This window comes from Cellulophaga sp., from assembly GCF_039943695.1.
GTDB lineage: Bacteria > Bacteroidota > Bacteroidia > Flavobacteriales > Flavobacteriaceae > Cellulophaga.
The window spans coordinates 42363-59981 of sequence record NZ_JBDVAA010000128.1 but is presented as its reverse complement, the minus strand read 5'-3'; the positions used below and the strand labels follow the sequence as shown (position 1 = coordinate 59981).

Annotated in this window: 11 protein-coding genes and 1 pseudogene; 11 read left to right on the top strand and 1 reads right to left on the bottom strand. The window is 34.4% G+C overall.

The window, feature by feature from the left end; genetic code table 11:
- The 11 genes and pseudogenes from ABJD66_RS09010 to ABJD66_RS08960 all read left to right on the top strand — a co-directional run.
- Positions 1-524, top strand: a pseudogene (locus ABJD66_RS09010) (gluconate transporter); the annotation flags it as partial.
- A 163-nt stretch (positions 525-687) separates the two neighbouring features.
- Positions 688-1698, top strand: a complete 1011-nt coding sequence (locus ABJD66_RS09005; RefSeq protein ID WP_348130632.1) for an L-rhamnose/proton symporter RhaT — start codon at positions 688-690, stop codon at positions 1696-1698.
- Positions 1699-1772: 74 nt separating this feature from the next.
- A complete protein-coding gene (locus ABJD66_RS09000; protein WP_348130629.1) occupies positions 1773-2939 on the top strand; it encodes a mandelate racemase/muconate lactonizing enzyme family protein in 1167 nt (388 codons plus the stop codon).
- Positions 2914-4362: an aldehyde dehydrogenase family protein gene (locus tag ABJD66_RS08995; RefSeq protein WP_348130626.1), complete on the top strand. Its 1449-nt coding sequence runs from the start codon at positions 2914-2916 to the stop codon at positions 4360-4362. Before ABJD66_RS09000 ends, ABJD66_RS08995 begins: the two co-directional genes overlap by 26 nt.
- Positions 4362-5309: a 2-dehydro-3-deoxygalactonokinase gene (locus tag ABJD66_RS08990; RefSeq protein WP_348130624.1), complete on the top strand. Its 948-nt coding sequence runs from the start codon at positions 4362-4364 to the stop codon at positions 5307-5309. The genes ABJD66_RS08995 and ABJD66_RS08990 overlap by 1 nt, the downstream gene beginning before the upstream one ends.
- Entirely contained in the window at positions 5299-5943 is a 645-nt protein-coding gene (locus ABJD66_RS08985) for a bifunctional 4-hydroxy-2-oxoglutarate aldolase/2-dehydro-3-deoxy-phosphogluconate aldolase (protein WP_348130621.1), read from the top strand. Before ABJD66_RS08990 ends, ABJD66_RS08985 begins: the two co-directional genes overlap by 11 nt.
- A gap of 23 nt (positions 5944-5966) precedes the next feature.
- Positions 5967-8024 (top strand): DUF5696 domain-containing protein, encoded by a 2058-nt coding sequence (locus ABJD66_RS08980; RefSeq protein WP_348130618.1) that lies wholly within the window; start codon positions 5967-5969, stop codon positions 8022-8024.
- Positions 8025-8049: 25 nt separating this feature from the next.
- A complete protein-coding gene (locus tag ABJD66_RS08975; RefSeq protein WP_348130615.1) occupies positions 8050-11280 on the top strand; it encodes a glycoside hydrolase family 2 TIM barrel-domain containing protein in 3231 nt (1076 codons plus the stop codon).
- 16 nt (positions 11281-11296) lie between these two features.
- Positions 11297-11617, top strand: coding sequence for a hypothetical protein (locus ABJD66_RS08970; RefSeq protein ID WP_348130612.1), 321 nt, complete (start codon positions 11297-11299; stop codon positions 11615-11617).
- Positions 11618-11769: 152 nt separating this feature from the next.
- Complete coding sequence (locus tag ABJD66_RS08965; RefSeq protein ID WP_348130609.1) at positions 11770-13224, top strand: sulfatase; 1455 nt, start codon at positions 11770-11772, stop codon at positions 13222-13224.
- Positions 13225-13252: 28 nt separating this feature from the next.
- The gene (locus ABJD66_RS08960) at positions 13253-15358 is read left to right on the top strand and encodes a beta-L-arabinofuranosidase domain-containing protein (RefSeq protein ID WP_348130607.1); all 2106 of its coding nucleotides are present in this window, start codon (positions 13253-13255) and stop codon (positions 15356-15358) included.
- Positions 15359-15438: 80 nt separating this feature from the next.
- Here the strand turns inward: ABJD66_RS08960 and ABJD66_RS08955 are convergent, their stop codons facing one another.
- Positions 15439-17619, bottom strand: coding sequence for a molybdopterin cofactor-binding domain-containing protein (locus tag ABJD66_RS08955; protein WP_348130604.1), 2181 nt, complete (start codon positions 17617-17619; stop codon positions 15439-15441).

Here is a 17619-nt window from a genome sequence, read left to right as displayed (position 1 = left end):
CCTTACTAATTGGTATTTTATTTGCACTACCATTACTTGGAAAAAAGAATTTTTCAACCAAGCTAAACAATTACTTTAATACCGCAGGGTCTAAAACCGCTATTGTTATTTTAATTACAGGAACTGGTGGTGCATTTGGTCAAGTTATAAAAGATACTGGTATCGTTAGCGACCTATTTACAAGCACAGACTCAATTTCATCTATGGGTATAATTGTGCCATTTGCACTAAGTATGCTGTTTACAACAGTTACAGGATCTATAACTGTTTCTTTAATAACAACAGCATCTATTGTTGCCCCGTTAATTAGTAACGGCACTTTAGACCCTGCCTTTACTACAGCTGCAATTTGCGCAGGCTCTTTAGGAATTATTCACGTAAACAGCAGCTTCTTTTGGTTGTTTAAAGAAATACACCAAGTATCTGTACCAAAACTCCTAAAGTCATTTAGCTTACTTACTGCTATTGTTTCTTTATCTGGCGGATTAATGGTATTTATTGCCTACATACTTACTAGAAAATAAAACAATTGTCAATTTTGTGCTTATAGGGTAAAATAATGCTGCTCTAAGGTAAAATTCTTCAATATGTACGTTTAATATTAGGGTTTCTTTGTGTAACAAGGATGAAGAACCTATTACCAACACACACTTCATCCAAATCAACTAACACAAAAACCACATAATAATGGACACATACACGCTAGCAATTATACTTGTTGTATTTGCAAGTTTTTTCCAAGGAACCTTTGGATTAGGAATGAAATATATAGCACCACTAAAATGGGAAGCTTGGTGGTTAGTACAAGCATTTATTGCTATGATTTTTGTTCCTGTAATTTGGGCATTAATTGTAATTCCTGACTTATTTAGTGTATTGGCCAATGTAGACGCTAGCACTTTTTGGACAGCCTCTCTTTATGGTTTTTTATGGGGAATTGGAGGTATCCTTTTTGGAGTAAGTGTAGAAAAAACAGGAATCTCTATAACCTATGGTATTGTAATGGGATTAGCAGCATCTATGGGATGTATTATTCCTCTATTTCAAATTGACGGCGCTTTCTCGCAACCATCTTTCCCAATTATATTAGTAGGTGTAGCTCTGTTATTAGTAGGCGTGTGTATTACCGCAATAGCTGGCGTTAAAAGAGATAAACTTAAAAGCAATAATGAGTCATCTACCAATAAATCTATAAAACTAGGCGTATTAATTGCTGTAGCTTCTGGCGTATTATCGGCTTTTTTAAACGTAGGTTTCTCTAATGCTGCTCCTGTTGCAAAAATAGCAGTAGACAGTTATGGTACTAGTGCACAAAATGCAAGTTTAGCATCTTGGGTAGTTGTTTTAATTGGAGCATTTGCTATGAACGGCGGTTATGCTATTTACAGACTTGCTAAAAATAAAACCTGGAATTCTTTTAAAGTAAAAAATAGCAAAAAAGCATACATATGGGCTATTGCCACAGGTATATTTTGGTTTGCCGCTCTTGGTGTTTATGGCCAAGGAGCTGCTTTAATGGGAGATTTAGGTCCTGTTATTGGATGGCCAATTTTATTAGGTTTAGCATTAATAATAAGTAACATTTGGGCATATAGATCTGGAGAATGGAATAATGCTAAAGGCCCTTTTAAAATTCTTTTAGGCGGACTAGCTGTACTTATTTCTGCTATTTGCATTTTAGGATACGCAAACTACTAAAACAAACCAATTAACTATAAAACACAGTTCTAAAGCTGTTCTGCTTTTTGACTTGAAAAAAAATCCAATTTGGTATGAAAATTAAACACATAGAACCTTACGTAATCAGCCACGAGTTGGATACTCCTTTTTACTTTTCTCAATGGCAATACAACACAAGAAAAATTTGTCTTGTAAAAATAACCTTAGAAGATGGCACCTATGGCTGGGGAGAGGGTTATGGCCCAGCAGGTGTAATTAAAGCCGGTATAGAATTTTTTACTCCTTTTCTTATAGGAAAACAAGCCATTGAAAACGAAGTTTTATGGCAAGAAATGTACCGAAGATCTATGGATTACGCCCGAAGCGGAAGCTTACAAGCCGCATTAAGTGCAATAGATGTAGCGCTGTGGGATATAAAGGGTAAACTACTAAATAAATCTGTAGCCGTTTTATTAGGCGGATTAAAAAACCCCACCATACAACCTTATGCAACTGGACTATATTTTACAAGAGTAGACAATTTAGAAAAAGTACTTACTGAAGAAGCAAAGCTTTATAAATCTCAAGGTTTTAAAGCCATTAAAATGAAAGTAGGCTTAAGCATTGAGGAAGACGTAAAATATGTAGCAGCCATACGCAAAGCAATTGGCAATGATGTTAGATTAATGATTGACGCAAACCACGCATATAGTTACCAAGAAGCAATAGAACTTTGCCGAAGAGTAGAAAAATACAATATCTCATGGTTTGAAGAACCAGTTTCTCCTGAAGATTATGACGGCTACAGAAGATTAAGAGAAAACACTACAATACCAATTGCTGGTGGCGAGTGTGAGTACCTAAAATTTGGATTTAAAAGGCTACTAGAAAAAGAGTGTGTAGATATTGCACAACCAGACATTTGTGCCTCTGGAGGACTAACTGAAGCAAAAAGAATTGCAACCCTAGCCCAAGCATTTAACAAAGATATTGTACCACACTCTTGGGGAACTTGGATTGCCATTAGCGCTGCTGCACATTTTGTAGGCAATCTAGATAAAAATCCGGGAAGAATGTATAACGACCTACCAACTATGGAATTAGACAGGTCTGAAAATGCATTGAGAGACATAGTTACAAAGTGTGACCTTACCGTAAATAACGGACTATTGTGCGTTCCTAACACCCCTGGTTTAGGCGTAGATGTAAATATGGATGAATTAGAAAAATACCTTGATAAAGAAATACATCAAAATGAAAAAAGACTTAAAATTCGGTAATAAAAAAGTATATATAAATGGCGAATTAAAAGATGCTTCTAACGGAGCGTCTTTTGATGTAATATGTCCTGCCGATGAAAAACCAGTAGCTAATATTGCTTGGGCAAGTAAAGAAGACACAAAACTAGCGCTACAGACTGCAGAAGAAGGATTTAAACACTGGTCTAAACTACCATTAAAAGAACGTTTAAACTGGATAGATAAGCTAAGAAATAAAATACTAGAAAAAAGCAATTTACTACGCAGTAGTATTATGCATGAAATGGGGAAAACCTGGGAAGGAAGCGAGGAAGACCTTACAAGTATCACCAATTCTCTAGAATATTACTCTAAGGAAATTACTAAACGCCATGACATTAAAATAGAAGATAAAGAAGGTTCTCACGAACATAAAATTGTTTCACAACCTCTTGGTGTTGCTGTAGCCTTTTTGGCTTATAATTTTCCTTTACTAAATTTAGGTTTTAAACTAGGTCCTGCGTTAGCTGCCGGTTGCAGCATTATACTTAAACCATCTGAATTTTCACCTTTATCTGCATATATTATAGGAGAAATTTGTCACGAGATTAATTTTCCTAAAGGTGTTGTTACTGTTATTTGTGGTGATGTATCTGATGTTGGCATTCCGCTATGCGAAAGTAAAATTCCACGTTTAATAACAATGATTGGCTCTACAGAAACTGCACAAAAATTAATAGAGCAAAGCAGTAAAACTTCTATAAAAAGATACAGTATGGAGTGCGGTGGCAATGCTCCTTTTATTGTTTTTGACGATGCAGATTTAGACCTTGCAATAAATATTGGTGCCGCATTAAAAGTTGGCAATACAGGACAAATATGTGTTGCTCCAAACAGGTTTTACATTCACACTTCTGTTATCAAAAAATTTACAGAAGGCATTGTAAACAAATTTAAAAGTACAACCATTGGTTTTGGCAAAGAAAATAAACCACAAATGGGACCCTTAACCAACAAGCAATCTGTAAACAAAGTACAAGGCATAGTTACAGAAGCTGTTAACCAAGGGGGAGAAATACATTATGGCGGCAAAGCAATAGACCAACCCGGTTATTATTTTGAGCCTACAGTAATAACATTTAAAGACTCTAACCCAGAAATTTTACAACATGAAATTTTTGGTCCAGTAGCACTAATTGTTCCATTTACAACAAAAGAAGAAGTTATAGAATTAGCAAACAATACAGATGCTGGTTTGGCATCTTACGTGTTCTCTAAAAACGATGAAACTCTTGCTTATTTTTCTAGCAAATTAGAGTTTGGAGAGGTACAACTTAACGGTGTAAAATACGATATTTATTTACCTCACGGCGGTGTAAAAAACAGCGGAATTGGTGTAGACTGCTCTACATATGCTCTAGATGATTATCTAATTAAAAAAAGAGTTTCTAAAGCATTAAACTAATGGCAACACCAGATTATTTTATTAGTTGTGATTGGGGAACATCTAACTTTAGGTTACGTGTTGTAGAAACAGCTACGCTTATTATTGTTGCTGAACATAAAACAGACTGTGGAATAAAATCTCTCTATGAAAAATTCTTAAAACAAAGAGATAAAGAACAAACACAGTTTTTTGTAGACTACCTTAAAACACAAATTTTACTTTTACCCAAAAAGTATCAAAACTATATTATAATTGCGGCAGGTATGGCCTCCTCTAACATTGGTTTATTTGAGCTTAATTATGCCGACTTTCCTTTAAATACAAATGGCAAAAATTTAATTTGGAAACACCTAGTTTTTAACAACAACTCAGAGGTATTGTTAATCTCTGGAGCCAAAACAAATTTTGGGATGATGCGTGGTGAAGAAGTACAAGCAGTAGGATTAGAACAACAACTAAACCCTTATAAAAAAGGAATTCTGTTATTACCTGGTACGCATAGCAAACACCTAACATATGATAATGGAATTTATACGCATCTAAAAAATTATATGACAGGTGAGTTATTTGAAGTGCTCTCTAAAAAAAGCATCTTAGCAAACTCAGTTAATCTAAACTATTCAACTTTAATAATAACTTCTTTTTTAGAAGGTGTACAACTTGGGCTAAAAGGACAATTAAGCGCTAGTTTATTTTCAATTAGAGCAAAAGATTTACTTCAAACATCAACCAAAGAAGAAAACTTTTATTTTTTAAGCGGACTCCTTATTGGTGATGAAATTAGCTATCTAAAAAATAATGAAGAAAACATATTTTTAGTAGCACCCGATCCTGTTTTTAGTTTATATAAAATTGCGTTACAACAAATTATAACACAAGATCAATTAATTCTTTTTAATGATAAAACATTAGAAAATGCACTTTTAATTGGCCAAAAGAAAATACTACTTCAATATGAAAACTAAACATCCTTTTAATTGGAAATCACATAGTAAAGCACCAATTGTAGGTATTGTACGAGGATTACCCTTAGATACTGTTATTAGCATTGCAAACGCATATGTTTTGGCTGGTTTATCTACTATAGAAATTACTATGAACACCATTGGAGCTTCAGAAATAATTACAGAAATAAGAAACAAGTTCCCAAATTTAAATGTTGGTGCCGGTACAGTTTGCTCTGTAGAAGATTATAATAATGCTATTGCAGCAGGTGCGCAATTTATTGTAACCCCTGTAATTAATGAAGAAGTTATAAAAAAAGCTGTAGCAGATGACGTTCCTATTTTTCCGGGAGCTTATTCTCCATCAGAAATCTACAAAGCTTGGTCTCTGGGAGCTTCTGCCGTAAAGATTTTCCCAGCAACGCAGCTAGGTCCTACTTTTGTTAAAGATATACTAGCACCTTTAAATAATATAAAAGTAATACCTACTGGTGGTGTTACTAAAGAAAATATTGCTTCGTTTTTTGCCGCAGGTGCTACTGGTGTTGGTATGGGAAGCTCTTTATTAAACAAAGAACTTATTAAGCAAAACAATTTTAATGGTTTGGCAGAACATTTTAAAAACATTAAAGCAGAGATTAAAGCATATTTATAATTGAGAACTATAAAAACCAAACTATGAAAATTATTGAAAAAATACTCTTAAGCTGTGTTATCCTATTAGTACACTCCAGTTTTTTACACGCTCAAAAAGCAATAACACTAGAAGATAGCAATGTAAAAATTACCGTAGATGGTACTACAGGTAACTTTACTGTAATTGAAAAAACTTCTGGTCAAATATGGAATCCAGATCCTTGGGAAAATGCTGCTGGTTTACTAACACTTACAGATAGTAAAAAAACTAAGCAAACAGTAAATATATCTAACAGTAAAAAAATAGAACTTACCAAAAAAGATAAAAATACGGTTGTAATAACATTTAGCAATCCTACTTTTAAAGATGGTTCTATAGCTAAAGATGTAACACTACAAACTAAATTAAGTTTAGATCCTAAAACATCTAAACTAAGAGCAGAAATTATAAGCTACAAATCTAGCAATCATAAATTAATAAATCTAAGGTATCCATCTCGCTACTTTAGCTTAAAAACAGATAAAGATATAGGTGCCGCTGTGATACCACAAAAGCAAGGCATCATCTGTCCGTCTTATATTTTCCCTATGAATGGTGGTCGTTTTTGTAAATGGGATGATACCACATACAATAATAAATCTATAGGTACTTTAGAGCTTTTTAATAACGGCACAGGCTTATCTATGCCATGGTGGGGAACCTACAATAAAAAATCTGCAGTAGTTGGTATTATTGACAAAGACGTAAGACCAAAATTATTTTTTAACATTAATAATAACGGTCAGTACTTATTTAATGCAAAGGGTAAAATGTCTACCTACCAAAGAGTACAATTTTTAGATCCTGTATGGGACATATCAACACCTAACCAAACAATTGGAGGCATAACTTACTCTTTTATTCCTAAGGGAGATTATGTAGATATGGCTAAAGAATACAGAAAAGAAGCTAAAAAACGTGGCCATTTTGTTTCTCTAAAAGATAAACTAGCAAGAAATCCAGATGTAGATAAACTGCCAGGCTCTATCTACTTTGGTATTTATGGCGGCTACCCTCATTATGTAAATATGCCAGGTATGGCTTTTACTTTTGATGATTTAAAAAATATGATTACTACAATACACGACACTCTAAAAGTAGACAATGCTTTTATACACGCCTGGGGAACTTTCTCTAACTACGTACCTAACAACTGGCCAATAAGTGAAGAACTTGGTGGTGTTAAAAAACTTAAAAAAGCGGTAGATTTAACTAACAAATATGGTTACTTATACTCTTCATACCACTCCTACTCTGCTTTATTAGAGAACGATCCAGATTTTTCTACCGAATTTATGTGGAAAGATGCTAACGGTAAATTACAAGAAACCAATAGCAGATGGGCACGTGTAGATAGTAAATACCAATTAGGTTTGGCAAAAAAACACATCACTGAAGAAATAAAAGCATTAAACTTAAAAGCAGATATTACAGATATTACGTTTGCTGCATATAGAGAAAAAGGAAAAGAAGGGCGTATTGCTCTTGCCAAATACATAGACTCTTTAAACCTTGTAAACGGAACAGAACACGGCCAAGAAGCTTGGATTCCTTATTTTGATATGTTTGAAGGCTTAACTTATCTTGGCAATCCTCCACTTTCTACTATTTCTAAAAAGGCTCCACTTTTTAATCTTGTATACCATGATGCTATTGCTGTTTTTGGAAAAATACAAGATCCAGATAACGAGGTTACTAACAATGGTGATTTTAGAATAAAGTCATTACGCAGCATACTTTTTGGTAGAGGAACAACTATTTTCTTTGCTCCGTATGAGTTTGACGGTATGTCTAGCATGATTAAAATGGCTAACAAATTAGTAGCTCCAATACACAAAGAAACATTTTATGCCGAATTAGAAAGTCACGAATACTTAAGTAAAGATTTTAAAGTGCAACGTACAAAATTTTCTAATGGAACTACTGTAATTGTTAACGTAGGTAATGTAGACCAAAAAATAGAAAACGGACAAACAATTCCTGGTTATGGCTATTATGTTACCAGAGAAAACGGAGAAATTAACAAAGGAAGCTACCAAGTTAGTTTGTTAGAAAACTAATTACTAAAGCATTTTAAGCATTTTTATGAGACACGGATTAACACTTGTGCTTTTACTTTTTGTAGTTGCGCAAAGCGTAACAGCGCAAAATGATTGGGAAAACGAGCATATTTTTGAAATAAATAAATTGGAGGCTCGTGCTGCTAGCTATTCTTATAATAATGAAAATGATGCCTTAAAAGGTAACAGAGAAACAGCCAGAGTAAAATCTCTAAATGGTATCTGGAAATTTAAATACACAGCTAAATCTACAGATAGACCAACAGATTTTGTTACTACAAATTTTAAAGGTGATGACTTTGTAGATATCCCAGTTCCATCTAACTGGGAATTACAAGGATACGGGCAACCCATTTACACAAATATTACGTACCCTTTTACACCCAACATACAAGACCCTAACTTAAAGTATGATTGGAAAGGTCCACAACCTCCAAAGCCACCTAAGATTTATAGAGACAATCCTGTTGGTAGTTATTATAGAGATTTTGAGGTTCCTAAAGAGTGGAATAATCAGTCTATAATATTACACTTTGGTGGCGTTTCATCTGCATTTTATGTTTGGGTAAATGGTAAAAAAGTAGGCTACAGCCAAGGAAGCCGTTTAGCTGCCGAATTTGACATTACCAACTACATAAAAAAGGGAGTTAAAAATAGAGTTGCCGTACAAGTTTTTAGGTGGAGTGATGGTAGCTACTTAGAAGATCAAGATATGTGGCGACTAAGCGGCATACACCGTGAGGTTTTATTATTAGCACAACCAAAAATTGCTATTAATGATTTTTATATAAAAACCAAGTTTGATGCTAATATTGAAGATGCAAAATTACAAATTAGACCTAAAGTTTGGGTTAAAGAAAACCAAGATAATTTAAAAGGCTATACTGTTACAGCTATGCTATATAATGCAGATAATAAAAAAGTACTAAACAAAGACTTATCTGTAAACGTAGACAAAATTTACAACGAACGTTGGCCACCTAGAGACATCCCTAAATTTGCTTTGTTAGAGGCTAACATTAAAAGGCCTAACAAATGGTCTGCAGAAAACCCGTACTTGTACACCGTTGTTTTAACCGTTAAAGATCCTAGTGGAAATGTAGTAGAATCTAGAAGTCAAAAAATAGGATTTAGAACTGTAGATTTTAGTGCTAAAAATGAGTTATTAATTAACGGAAAGCCTGTAAAGATTATGGGTATAAATAGACATGATCACCATCCAAAAAATGGAAAAGCACTAAGCAGAGCAGATTTACGTAAAGACGTAGAGCTACTAAAACAGTTTAATTTTAATGCAGTACGCACATCCCACTACCCAAATGATCCTTATTTTCTAGAACTTTGTAATGAGTATGGCATTTACGTAATGGCAGAAGCCAATATAGAATGTCACCATTTAGGCAGTTTTATACCGTATTCACCTTCTTGGTCAGCTCCTATTTTAAGCAGAGTGTACCGTATGGTAGAGCGCGATAAAAACAACCCTAGCATTATTTCTTGGTCATTAGGTAATGAGTCTGGTACTGGTCCGGCTTTTGCAGCAGCAGCATCTTGGGTCAGAGATTATGATTCGTCTAGGTTTATTCATTATGAAGGTGCACAAGGAGACCCAAGTAATTCTGCCTATATAGAAGACGCTGGTTACAAATCTAACAACTGGCCATCAATGGCAAACCCAACAGACCCTGCATTTGTGGATGTCATTAGTAGAATGTACCCAGATCAATCTCAACTAGAAAACCTTGCAAACAGTGCATACATAAACAGACCTATAATCATGTGCGAGTATATGCACGCTATGGGAAATTCTATGGGCGGTTTAGGTGAGTTTTGGGATATTATTAGAGCTAAACCAAACTTAATTGGCGGTTTTATTTGGGATATGGTAGACCAAGGATTAGAGAAAAAAGATCCAAATGGCAATACCTTTTACGCTTATGGCGGCGATTACGGAGAAACTCCTAATGACCATAACTTTTGTATTAACGGTGTTTTTGCCTCAGACAGAACTCCAAATCCACACGCTTGGGAAGCAAAATATGTTTTTCAACCGGTTGCTTTTGAGGCTGTAGATTTACAAAATAAGCAAGTACGAATTATAAATCGTTTTGCCTTTACAAATTTAGACAAGTACGTTATTAAATGGACGTTATCAGAAAACGGAAAAGAGCTTCAATCTGGAGAACTTCCAAAACAAGACATTCCTGCATCGTCATCAGCAATAGTCACAATACCATTCAACAATAAAAAAACTAACCCTAATTCAGATTACTGGCTACGTATATCACTTCACGAAAAAGCAGATCGTTTATGGGTTAAAAAAGGGTATGAAATAGCTAAAGAACAACTGCTATTACAGGCTAAAAAATCTATTCAAAATTACACATCAACCTCTAACAAAAGTATCAACGCTTTAGAAAGCAACGATGCTTTTACTATTACTGGTTATAATTTTTCAGCAGTAATATCCAAAGACAAAGGGTTGTTAACATCGTACAAAATTAAAGGTATAGAACAAATAATTTCTCCTTTAAAACCTAATTTTTACAGACCACCAATAGATAATGACATAAGAGGAGCTAGCAATAAAGTTTTAAAAAAAGGGCGCCAATTTTGGAAAAACATAGCAGACAATATTAAAACTACAGAAACAAAAATCAGCTCTAAAAACAAAAAACACATTACAGTTACAGCCAATCAATTTGTGAGCAATAAACTTAGTTTTAACACCAATTATACATTTTATAGTGATGCAACAATAGCCGTGAATTTTAATGTAAAAGCAGACACAACTTTACCAGAACCAGTTAGAATTGGCTTAACAATGGGCGTTAACAAACAACTGAAGAAAATCGCTTATTATGGCAATGGCCCGTTTGAAAATTATAGTGATCGAAAACGAAATTCTGAAATAGGAGAATACCAATCTAAAACAGATGCTATGTTTACAAATTATGTTTTACCACAAGAAAACGGAAACAGAACAGAAACACGCTGGCTAAAACTAACTAACAACCAAAAAACAGGCTTAGAAATTACAGGAAATCCTGAATTTAGTTTTTCAATTTGGCCGTACTCTGCAAATAATATAGAGATAGCAAAACATCCATTTGAACTAAAAAAAGAAGATTTCTACACACTTAATATAGATTATAAGCAAACAGGATTAGGTGGCACTTTATCACATTTACTACCAGAATACAGGCTTAAATCTGGTGAATACAGTTTTCAGTTTTTAATTAAATCGATTAAATAACATTTATAAAAAAAATATGGAATACAAGTTTAGTCATATTGGAATACCAACTACAGAAGAAAAAGAATGGGACGGTTTTTACGAACCAGGAAAAATACACTACACAGAGTTTGATAAAGACGAGTACAATATAGAATGGGTAAAATTTGATGCTGATAGCCCAATGCCAAAGTTAATGCGCACCATACCACACGTTGCTTATTTTGTAGATAATATGGAAGATGCCTTAAAAGGTAAAGACATTTTAGTTGATACTTTTTCTCCTGGAGAAGGTGTACGCGTTGCTTTTATAAAACACAACGGAGCTCCTGTAGAATTTATGGAGGTAAAAAAATAACTCTCTACTCGTAAATAACTCCATTTTAATAAAAACCTATTACTATAGAGTTAAAATAATGTTACAACAAGGTAATTTGCTTTAATCATTTTACCTTTTTTTTCTTTTAATTTGTTGTAATTCACTCATTACTAATAGTGAAACACATACAAATGAAGAAAAGTATTATTTATCTATTATTAACTTTTATTGCTGTACACCTACAAGCGCAAAAACAACCAAACATTGTTTTCTTATTTTCTGATGATGCTGGTTATGCAGACTTTGGTTTTCAAGGCAGTAAAATAATGAAAACTCCAAACCTTGATAAACTAGCAAAATCTGGAGCTAAATTTACCCAAGGCTATGTTACAGATGCTACCTGCGGACCATCTAGAGCCGGCTTAATTACAGGTAAATACCAACAACGTTTTGGATACGAGGAAATTAACGTTCCTGGCTATATGAGTGCCAATTCTAAATTTTTGGCAGATGACATGGGCTTACCATTAGACCAGTTAACAATTGCAGATTACCTAAAAAAATTAGGGTACAAAACTGCTATGTATGGCAAATGGCATTTAGGCGATGCAGACCGTTACCACCCAACTAAGAGAGGTTTTGATGAGTTTTATGGTTTTAGAGGTGGTGCGCGTAGTTACTTTGGCTACAATGATGTTTCTAAAGCCAATTTAGACAACAGAATGGAAAGAGGTTTTGGCAACTACCAAGAGCCAACCAAATACGTAACCGATGCTTTGGCAAACGAAGCTGTTTCGTTTATTCAGAAAAACAAAGACAATCCTTTTTTTATATACTTAGCTTTTAATGCTGTACACACACCAATGCAAGCAACAGCAGAAGATTTAAAAAAGTTTCCTAATTTATATGGCAAACGAAAAGAGCTAGCTGCTATGACATTAGCACTTGACAGAGCTTGTGGCAAAGTAATAAACAAATTAAAAGAACTTGGTTTAGATAAAAACACAATTATAGTTTTCTCTAACGACAATGGCGGACCAACAGATAAAAATGCATCTTTAAACTTACCATTAAGTGGCACAAAATCTAACCATTTAGAAGGCGGAATAAGGGTGCCTTATTTAATAAGTTGGCCAAAACAAATAAAGTCTAAAACGGTATACAATTACCCAGTTAGCACTTTAGACCTACTACCTACTTTTTACGCAGCAGGAGGTGGAAAAACCGAAGATTTAAAAGACATAGATGGCGTAAATCTTTTGCCATATATAAATGGTGAAAATAATGCTAGACCGCATAATACCTTATTTTGGAAAAAAGAAGTAAGACTTGCCTACAGAGAAGGCGACTGGAAATTAATACGTTTTGCAGACAGACCAGCAGAGTTATATGATTTATCTACAGACACTGCAGAACTAAATAATATTGCTTTTAAACATCCAGAAAAAGTAAAATCTATGTTTAAAAAAATGTTTGATTGGGAGTCTACATTACAACGACCACTTTGGATGCTAAAAAGAAGTTTTGAAAATTACGACATTGACCGTATGGATAGGTACAGAACTCCCGAAAAAGTAAAAAGAGAGATGCAACAGTACACCTCTCCAATAAAAGAGAAGCGTCAATTTGAAAAAGACAACAAATAACAAACTAACTTATACTCAATTTTAAAATATGAAACAATTTACACTTATAGCCTTTAGCGCTCTGGTTCTTTCCTCTTGCGGACAGGATAAAAAAGCAAAGATTCCGGAAGCAACTGCAAATACAGAAAGTAAAGATCTAGTTCTAAACTTAGACCCTAACGCAGGTATTATAAATAATGCCAATAGTCCGCATGTTGCTTTTAAAAGTATAGATATGGGAGATTGCCAATGGACAGAAGGTTTTTGGGCAGATAAATTTAAAATTGCCGAAACAAAAATGGTTCCCTATATGCGAAGTTTACTAACTGGTGATACTGGCCACGCATTAAACAACTTTAAAATTGCTGCCGGCTTAAAAGAAGGTGAACACAAAGGCATGCATTGGCACGATGGTGACTTTTATAAGTTTATGGAAGCCACAATGTATGTTTACGCACAAAATAAAGATGAAGCCTTATTAAAAGAAATAGATAGTTATATTGACATCATTGGAAAAGCACAAGAAAAAGATGGCTACCTACAGACTCAAATTCAGTTAAAAGATGATCGTTCTAGGTATGAAAACCGAAAGTTTCATGAAATGTACAATTCTGGTCACTTACTAACTAGTGCTTGTATTCACTACAGAATTACGGGACAGACCAATTTTTTAGAAATTGCCGTTAAACACGCAGATTTGTTATACTCGTTATTTATGACAGATGATGAGCGTTATGGTCGTTTTGGTTTTAACCAAACACAAATTATGGGCTTAGTAGAATTGTACAGAACAACAAAAGACAAACGCTATTTAGAATTAGCAGAGAAATTTATTAACAACAGAGGATCTTATAAAGTTGCAGAAACACCAGAAACAAAAGGATATCCTATTGGAGATATGGTACAAGAGCGTACACCTTTACGTAAATCTGATGAAGCAGTTGGCCACGCAGTTTTAGCCTTGTATTATTATGCCGGAGCTGTAGATGTTTATGCAGAAACAGGAGAACAAGCCTTAATTGATGCTTTAGATAAATTATGGATGAATGTTGCACTTAAAAAAATGTACGTAACCGGTGCTGTTGGTCAAACTCACTACGGAGCATCAACTAATAGAGATAAGATTGAAGAAGGTTTTATAGACGAGTACATGATGCCAAATATGACTGCATATAATGAGACTTGTGCCAATGTGTGCAACTCTATGTTTAGCTATCGTATGCTTGGCGTACACGGTGAATCTAAATATGCAGATATTATGGAAACCGTATTATACAACAGTGCATTATCTGGTATTAATTTAGAAGGAGACAGGTATTACTACGCTAATCCACTTAGAGTAATTCACGGCTCTAGAGACTATGACAAAATGAACACAGAGTTCCCAACAAGACAAGCTTATTTAGACTGTTTTTGTTGTCCTCCAAACCTAGTTCGTACAATTGCAAAAGTATCTGGCTGGGCATATAGCAAATCTAAAAATGGTATTGCTGTAAACCTTTATGGTGGTAACATATTAAAAACAACACTTACTGATGGCTCTAAGTTAGAGTTGAAACAAGAAACAGCTTACCCTTGGAATGGAGATGTAAAAATAACAATGCAAGCCTGTAAAAGCACTCCTTTTGATGTGCTTGTTAGAATTCCGGATTGGGCAGAAAACACAAAAGTACTAGTAAATGGCAAAGAGATTAACGCTACTGTAAAAGCTGGTGAGTTTACTACTATTACCCGACAATGGAAAAAAGATGATGTAATACGTGTTGCAATGCCATTAGATATAAATTTTGTAGAAGGTCATGAACGTATTGAAGAAGTACGTAACCAAGTAGCCATAAAAAGAGGTCCTCTTGTATATTGTGTAGAATCTGCAGATTTACCTAAAGACACTAGTATTTTAGATGTATTTATTAAAGGTGATGCGTCTCAACTAAAATCTGAGTACAGGCCAGACTTTTTAGGTGGAGTATCTGCAATAACAGGAAACGTTTTACTACGTAAGGATGCTAGTAAGGCAGATAAAATGTATCACAAAGTAAAAAAACCAGAGTGGAACACTTACAATACAACCTTTGTTCCTTATTATGCTTGGTCTAACAGAAACAATGAAAAAGAAAGTGAAATGACTGTGTTTTTACCAGTTGTTTGGGAATAAATAACACGTTAGTTTTTATTAAAAAAGGGGATAAGTTGTACAACTTATCCCCTTTTTATATTTTAATTAAATATAGGTAATTACACTAACTTATGATCTTTTAATGGTAAACTTCTATACCTATCTCCCGTTGCTTTAAAAATTGCATTAACAATTGCTGGCGCAATAACAGGTACTCCTGGCTCACCAACACCCGTTGGTTTTTCATTATTTTCTACTATTTCTACATGAATTTTTGGTGCTTGTGGCATACGTAACATTTGATAATCACCAAAATTGTTTTGTTCTATGGCACCATCCTTAGCCGTTATTTTACCATAGAAAGCTAAAGACATACCAAAAATAGCAGCACCTTCCATTTGTGCAATAATTGTATTTTTATTTACAGCCAAGCCACAATCTATAACAGAATGTATGTTGTGCACTTTTACTTTATTATTTATAACAGACACCTCAACTACAGAAGCCACATAAGATAAAAAACTATAATGTACAGCAAGTCCCATTGCATGACCTTCTGGTAACTCTTTACCCCAATCTGCATTTTTAGCAGCCTGTTTTAGCACGTGTTTTAAACGAGCAGTATCATATTTATATTCATTTTTTGTATCTTCAATACGGTCACTACCAATTAAATTTAACCTAAACTCTAACGGATCTACTCCTGCCTCATTAGCTAATTCATCAGCAAAAACATTTATTGCAAAACCGTGAGGAATATTTATAACAGAACGCATCCAACCTATTCTAACGTGTGCTGGCGCTTCACCGGTTTCTACTTGCATATTAGGAATTTCAAAAGGTACATTAGTTGCACTTGAAGCTTCAAACGGAGCAGGATGCAAAATACCAGGAGAAAATGTAGAACCTATAGATGGTAATGCAAAACGATGCAACCAACCTGTTACTTTTCCGTCTTTATCTAAACCACCTTTCATATATTGTGCAGCTACGGTATGGTAATATCCGTGTTTTACATCATCTTCTCTTGTCCAAATAACCTGTACAGGAGCATTAATTGCCTTAGAAATAGCTGCTGCTTCTACCACATAGTCTGGTTTAGATTTTCTACCAAAACCACCACCTAAAAATGTCACATTTACGGTAACATTCTTTTCGTCTGTATTTAAATAAGCACTAACCTCTGTCCTTGTACGTTGTGGTTCCTGTGTTGGTGCCCAAATTTCACAATTATCACCTTGCACCCAAGCAACAGCATTAGGCACCTCCATTGGCGTATGTACCAAATGTGGCAGTTGGTAGGTACTTTCTATTGTTTTGGATGCTTTTTTAAACGCATCATCTACATTACCAACAGACTTAGCAACCTTACCTTTTTTATGTACGTTAGCTGTTAACTCTTCCATATAAGCATCTGAGTTATAACCTTTGTTATCACCCAAATCCCACTCTACTTTTAAAGCCTCTTTACCTTTAAAAGCCGCCCATGTATTTGTAGCAACAACAGCCACACCACCTAATGGACCAAAAGGTTTTTCTACTCTAGGAATTTCTACAACATCTATAACACCTGCAATTTTTAAGGCTTCAGTTTTGTCAAAAGACTTTACTGTACCAAAAGTAACAGGACAACGTTTTATTGCTGCAAATTTCATATTATCTAAACGCTTGTCTAAACCAAAAACAGCGCTTCCGTTAGATAAGTTTTCTACATCCTTACTTGGTAAATACTTACCAATATATTTAAAATCTTTAGGATCTTTTAAAACAACATCTTTGGGAACCTCTATAGTTTTTGCGATTTCTACAAGTTCTCCAAATCCTATTTTTTTACCACTATTACTTATAACAAAATGGTTTTCTGCTTTTAATTCTGATGCAGGAACTTCCCATTTTTTAGCAGCAGCAGCAATTAAAACTGCTTTTGTAGCAGCACCAATTTTACGCATTTCTTCATACAAAAGACGTACACTTTTAGAGCCATCTGTATTTTGATCGCCATATTTAGCATCACCTACAGCTTGTTTAATACTTACTCTATCCCAATCTGCCTCCATCTCATCTGCAATAACAGACGTTAGAGAAGTACGTACACCTTGTCCCATTTCTGATCTTGATGCTACTAAAATTAGGTTACCATCAGAATTAAGCTGAACAAATAAATTAGGATTAAACTCTATTATTTCTTTTGGCTCACAACCTGTAAAAAGCGTTGTACCAGAAGCTATTATTAAACCTCCTGAAGCCAAACCTAGACCTTTTAAAAAACTTCTACGACTCACATTTTTAACATCCTTCAT

Bases quoted from the DNA above. Each gene is read 5' to 3' on its own strand.
- ABJD66_RS08990 (WP_348130624.1), top strand. From the start codon at position 4,362: ATGGCAACACCAGATTATTTTATTAGTTGTGATTGGGGAACATCTAAC.
- ABJD66_RS08985 (WP_348130621.1), top strand. From the start codon at position 5,299: ATGAAAACTAAACATCCTTTTAATTGGAAATCACATAGTAAAGCACCA.
- ABJD66_RS09005 (WP_348130632.1), top strand. From the start codon at position 688: ATGGACACATACACGCTAGCAATTATACTTGTTGTATTTGCAAGTTTT.
- ABJD66_RS08975 (WP_348130615.1), top strand. From the start codon at position 8,050: ATGAGACACGGATTAACACTTGTGCTTTTACTTTTTGTAGTTGCGCAA.
- ABJD66_RS08965 (WP_348130609.1), top strand. From the start codon at position 11,770: ATGAAGAAAAGTATTATTTATCTATTATTAACTTTTATTGCTGTACAC.
- ABJD66_RS08970 (WP_348130612.1), top strand. From the start codon at position 11,297: ATGGAATACAAGTTTAGTCATATTGGAATACCAACTACAGAAGAAAAA.
- ABJD66_RS09000 (WP_348130629.1), top strand. From the start codon at position 1,773: ATGAAAATTAAACACATAGAACCTTACGTAATCAGCCACGAGTTGGAT.
- ABJD66_RS08955 (WP_348130604.1), bottom strand. From the start codon at position 17,619: ATGAAGGATGTTAAAAATGTGAGTCGTAGAAGTTTTTTAAAAGGTCTA.
- ABJD66_RS08995 (WP_348130626.1), top strand. From the start codon at position 2,914: ATGAAAAAAGACTTAAAATTCGGTAATAAAAAAGTATATATAAATGGC.
- ABJD66_RS08980 (WP_348130618.1), top strand. From the start codon at position 5,967: ATGAAAATTATTGAAAAAATACTCTTAAGCTGTGTTATCCTATTAGTA.
- ABJD66_RS08960 (WP_348130607.1), top strand. From the start codon at position 13,253: ATGAAACAATTTACACTTATAGCCTTTAGCGCTCTGGTTCTTTCCTCT.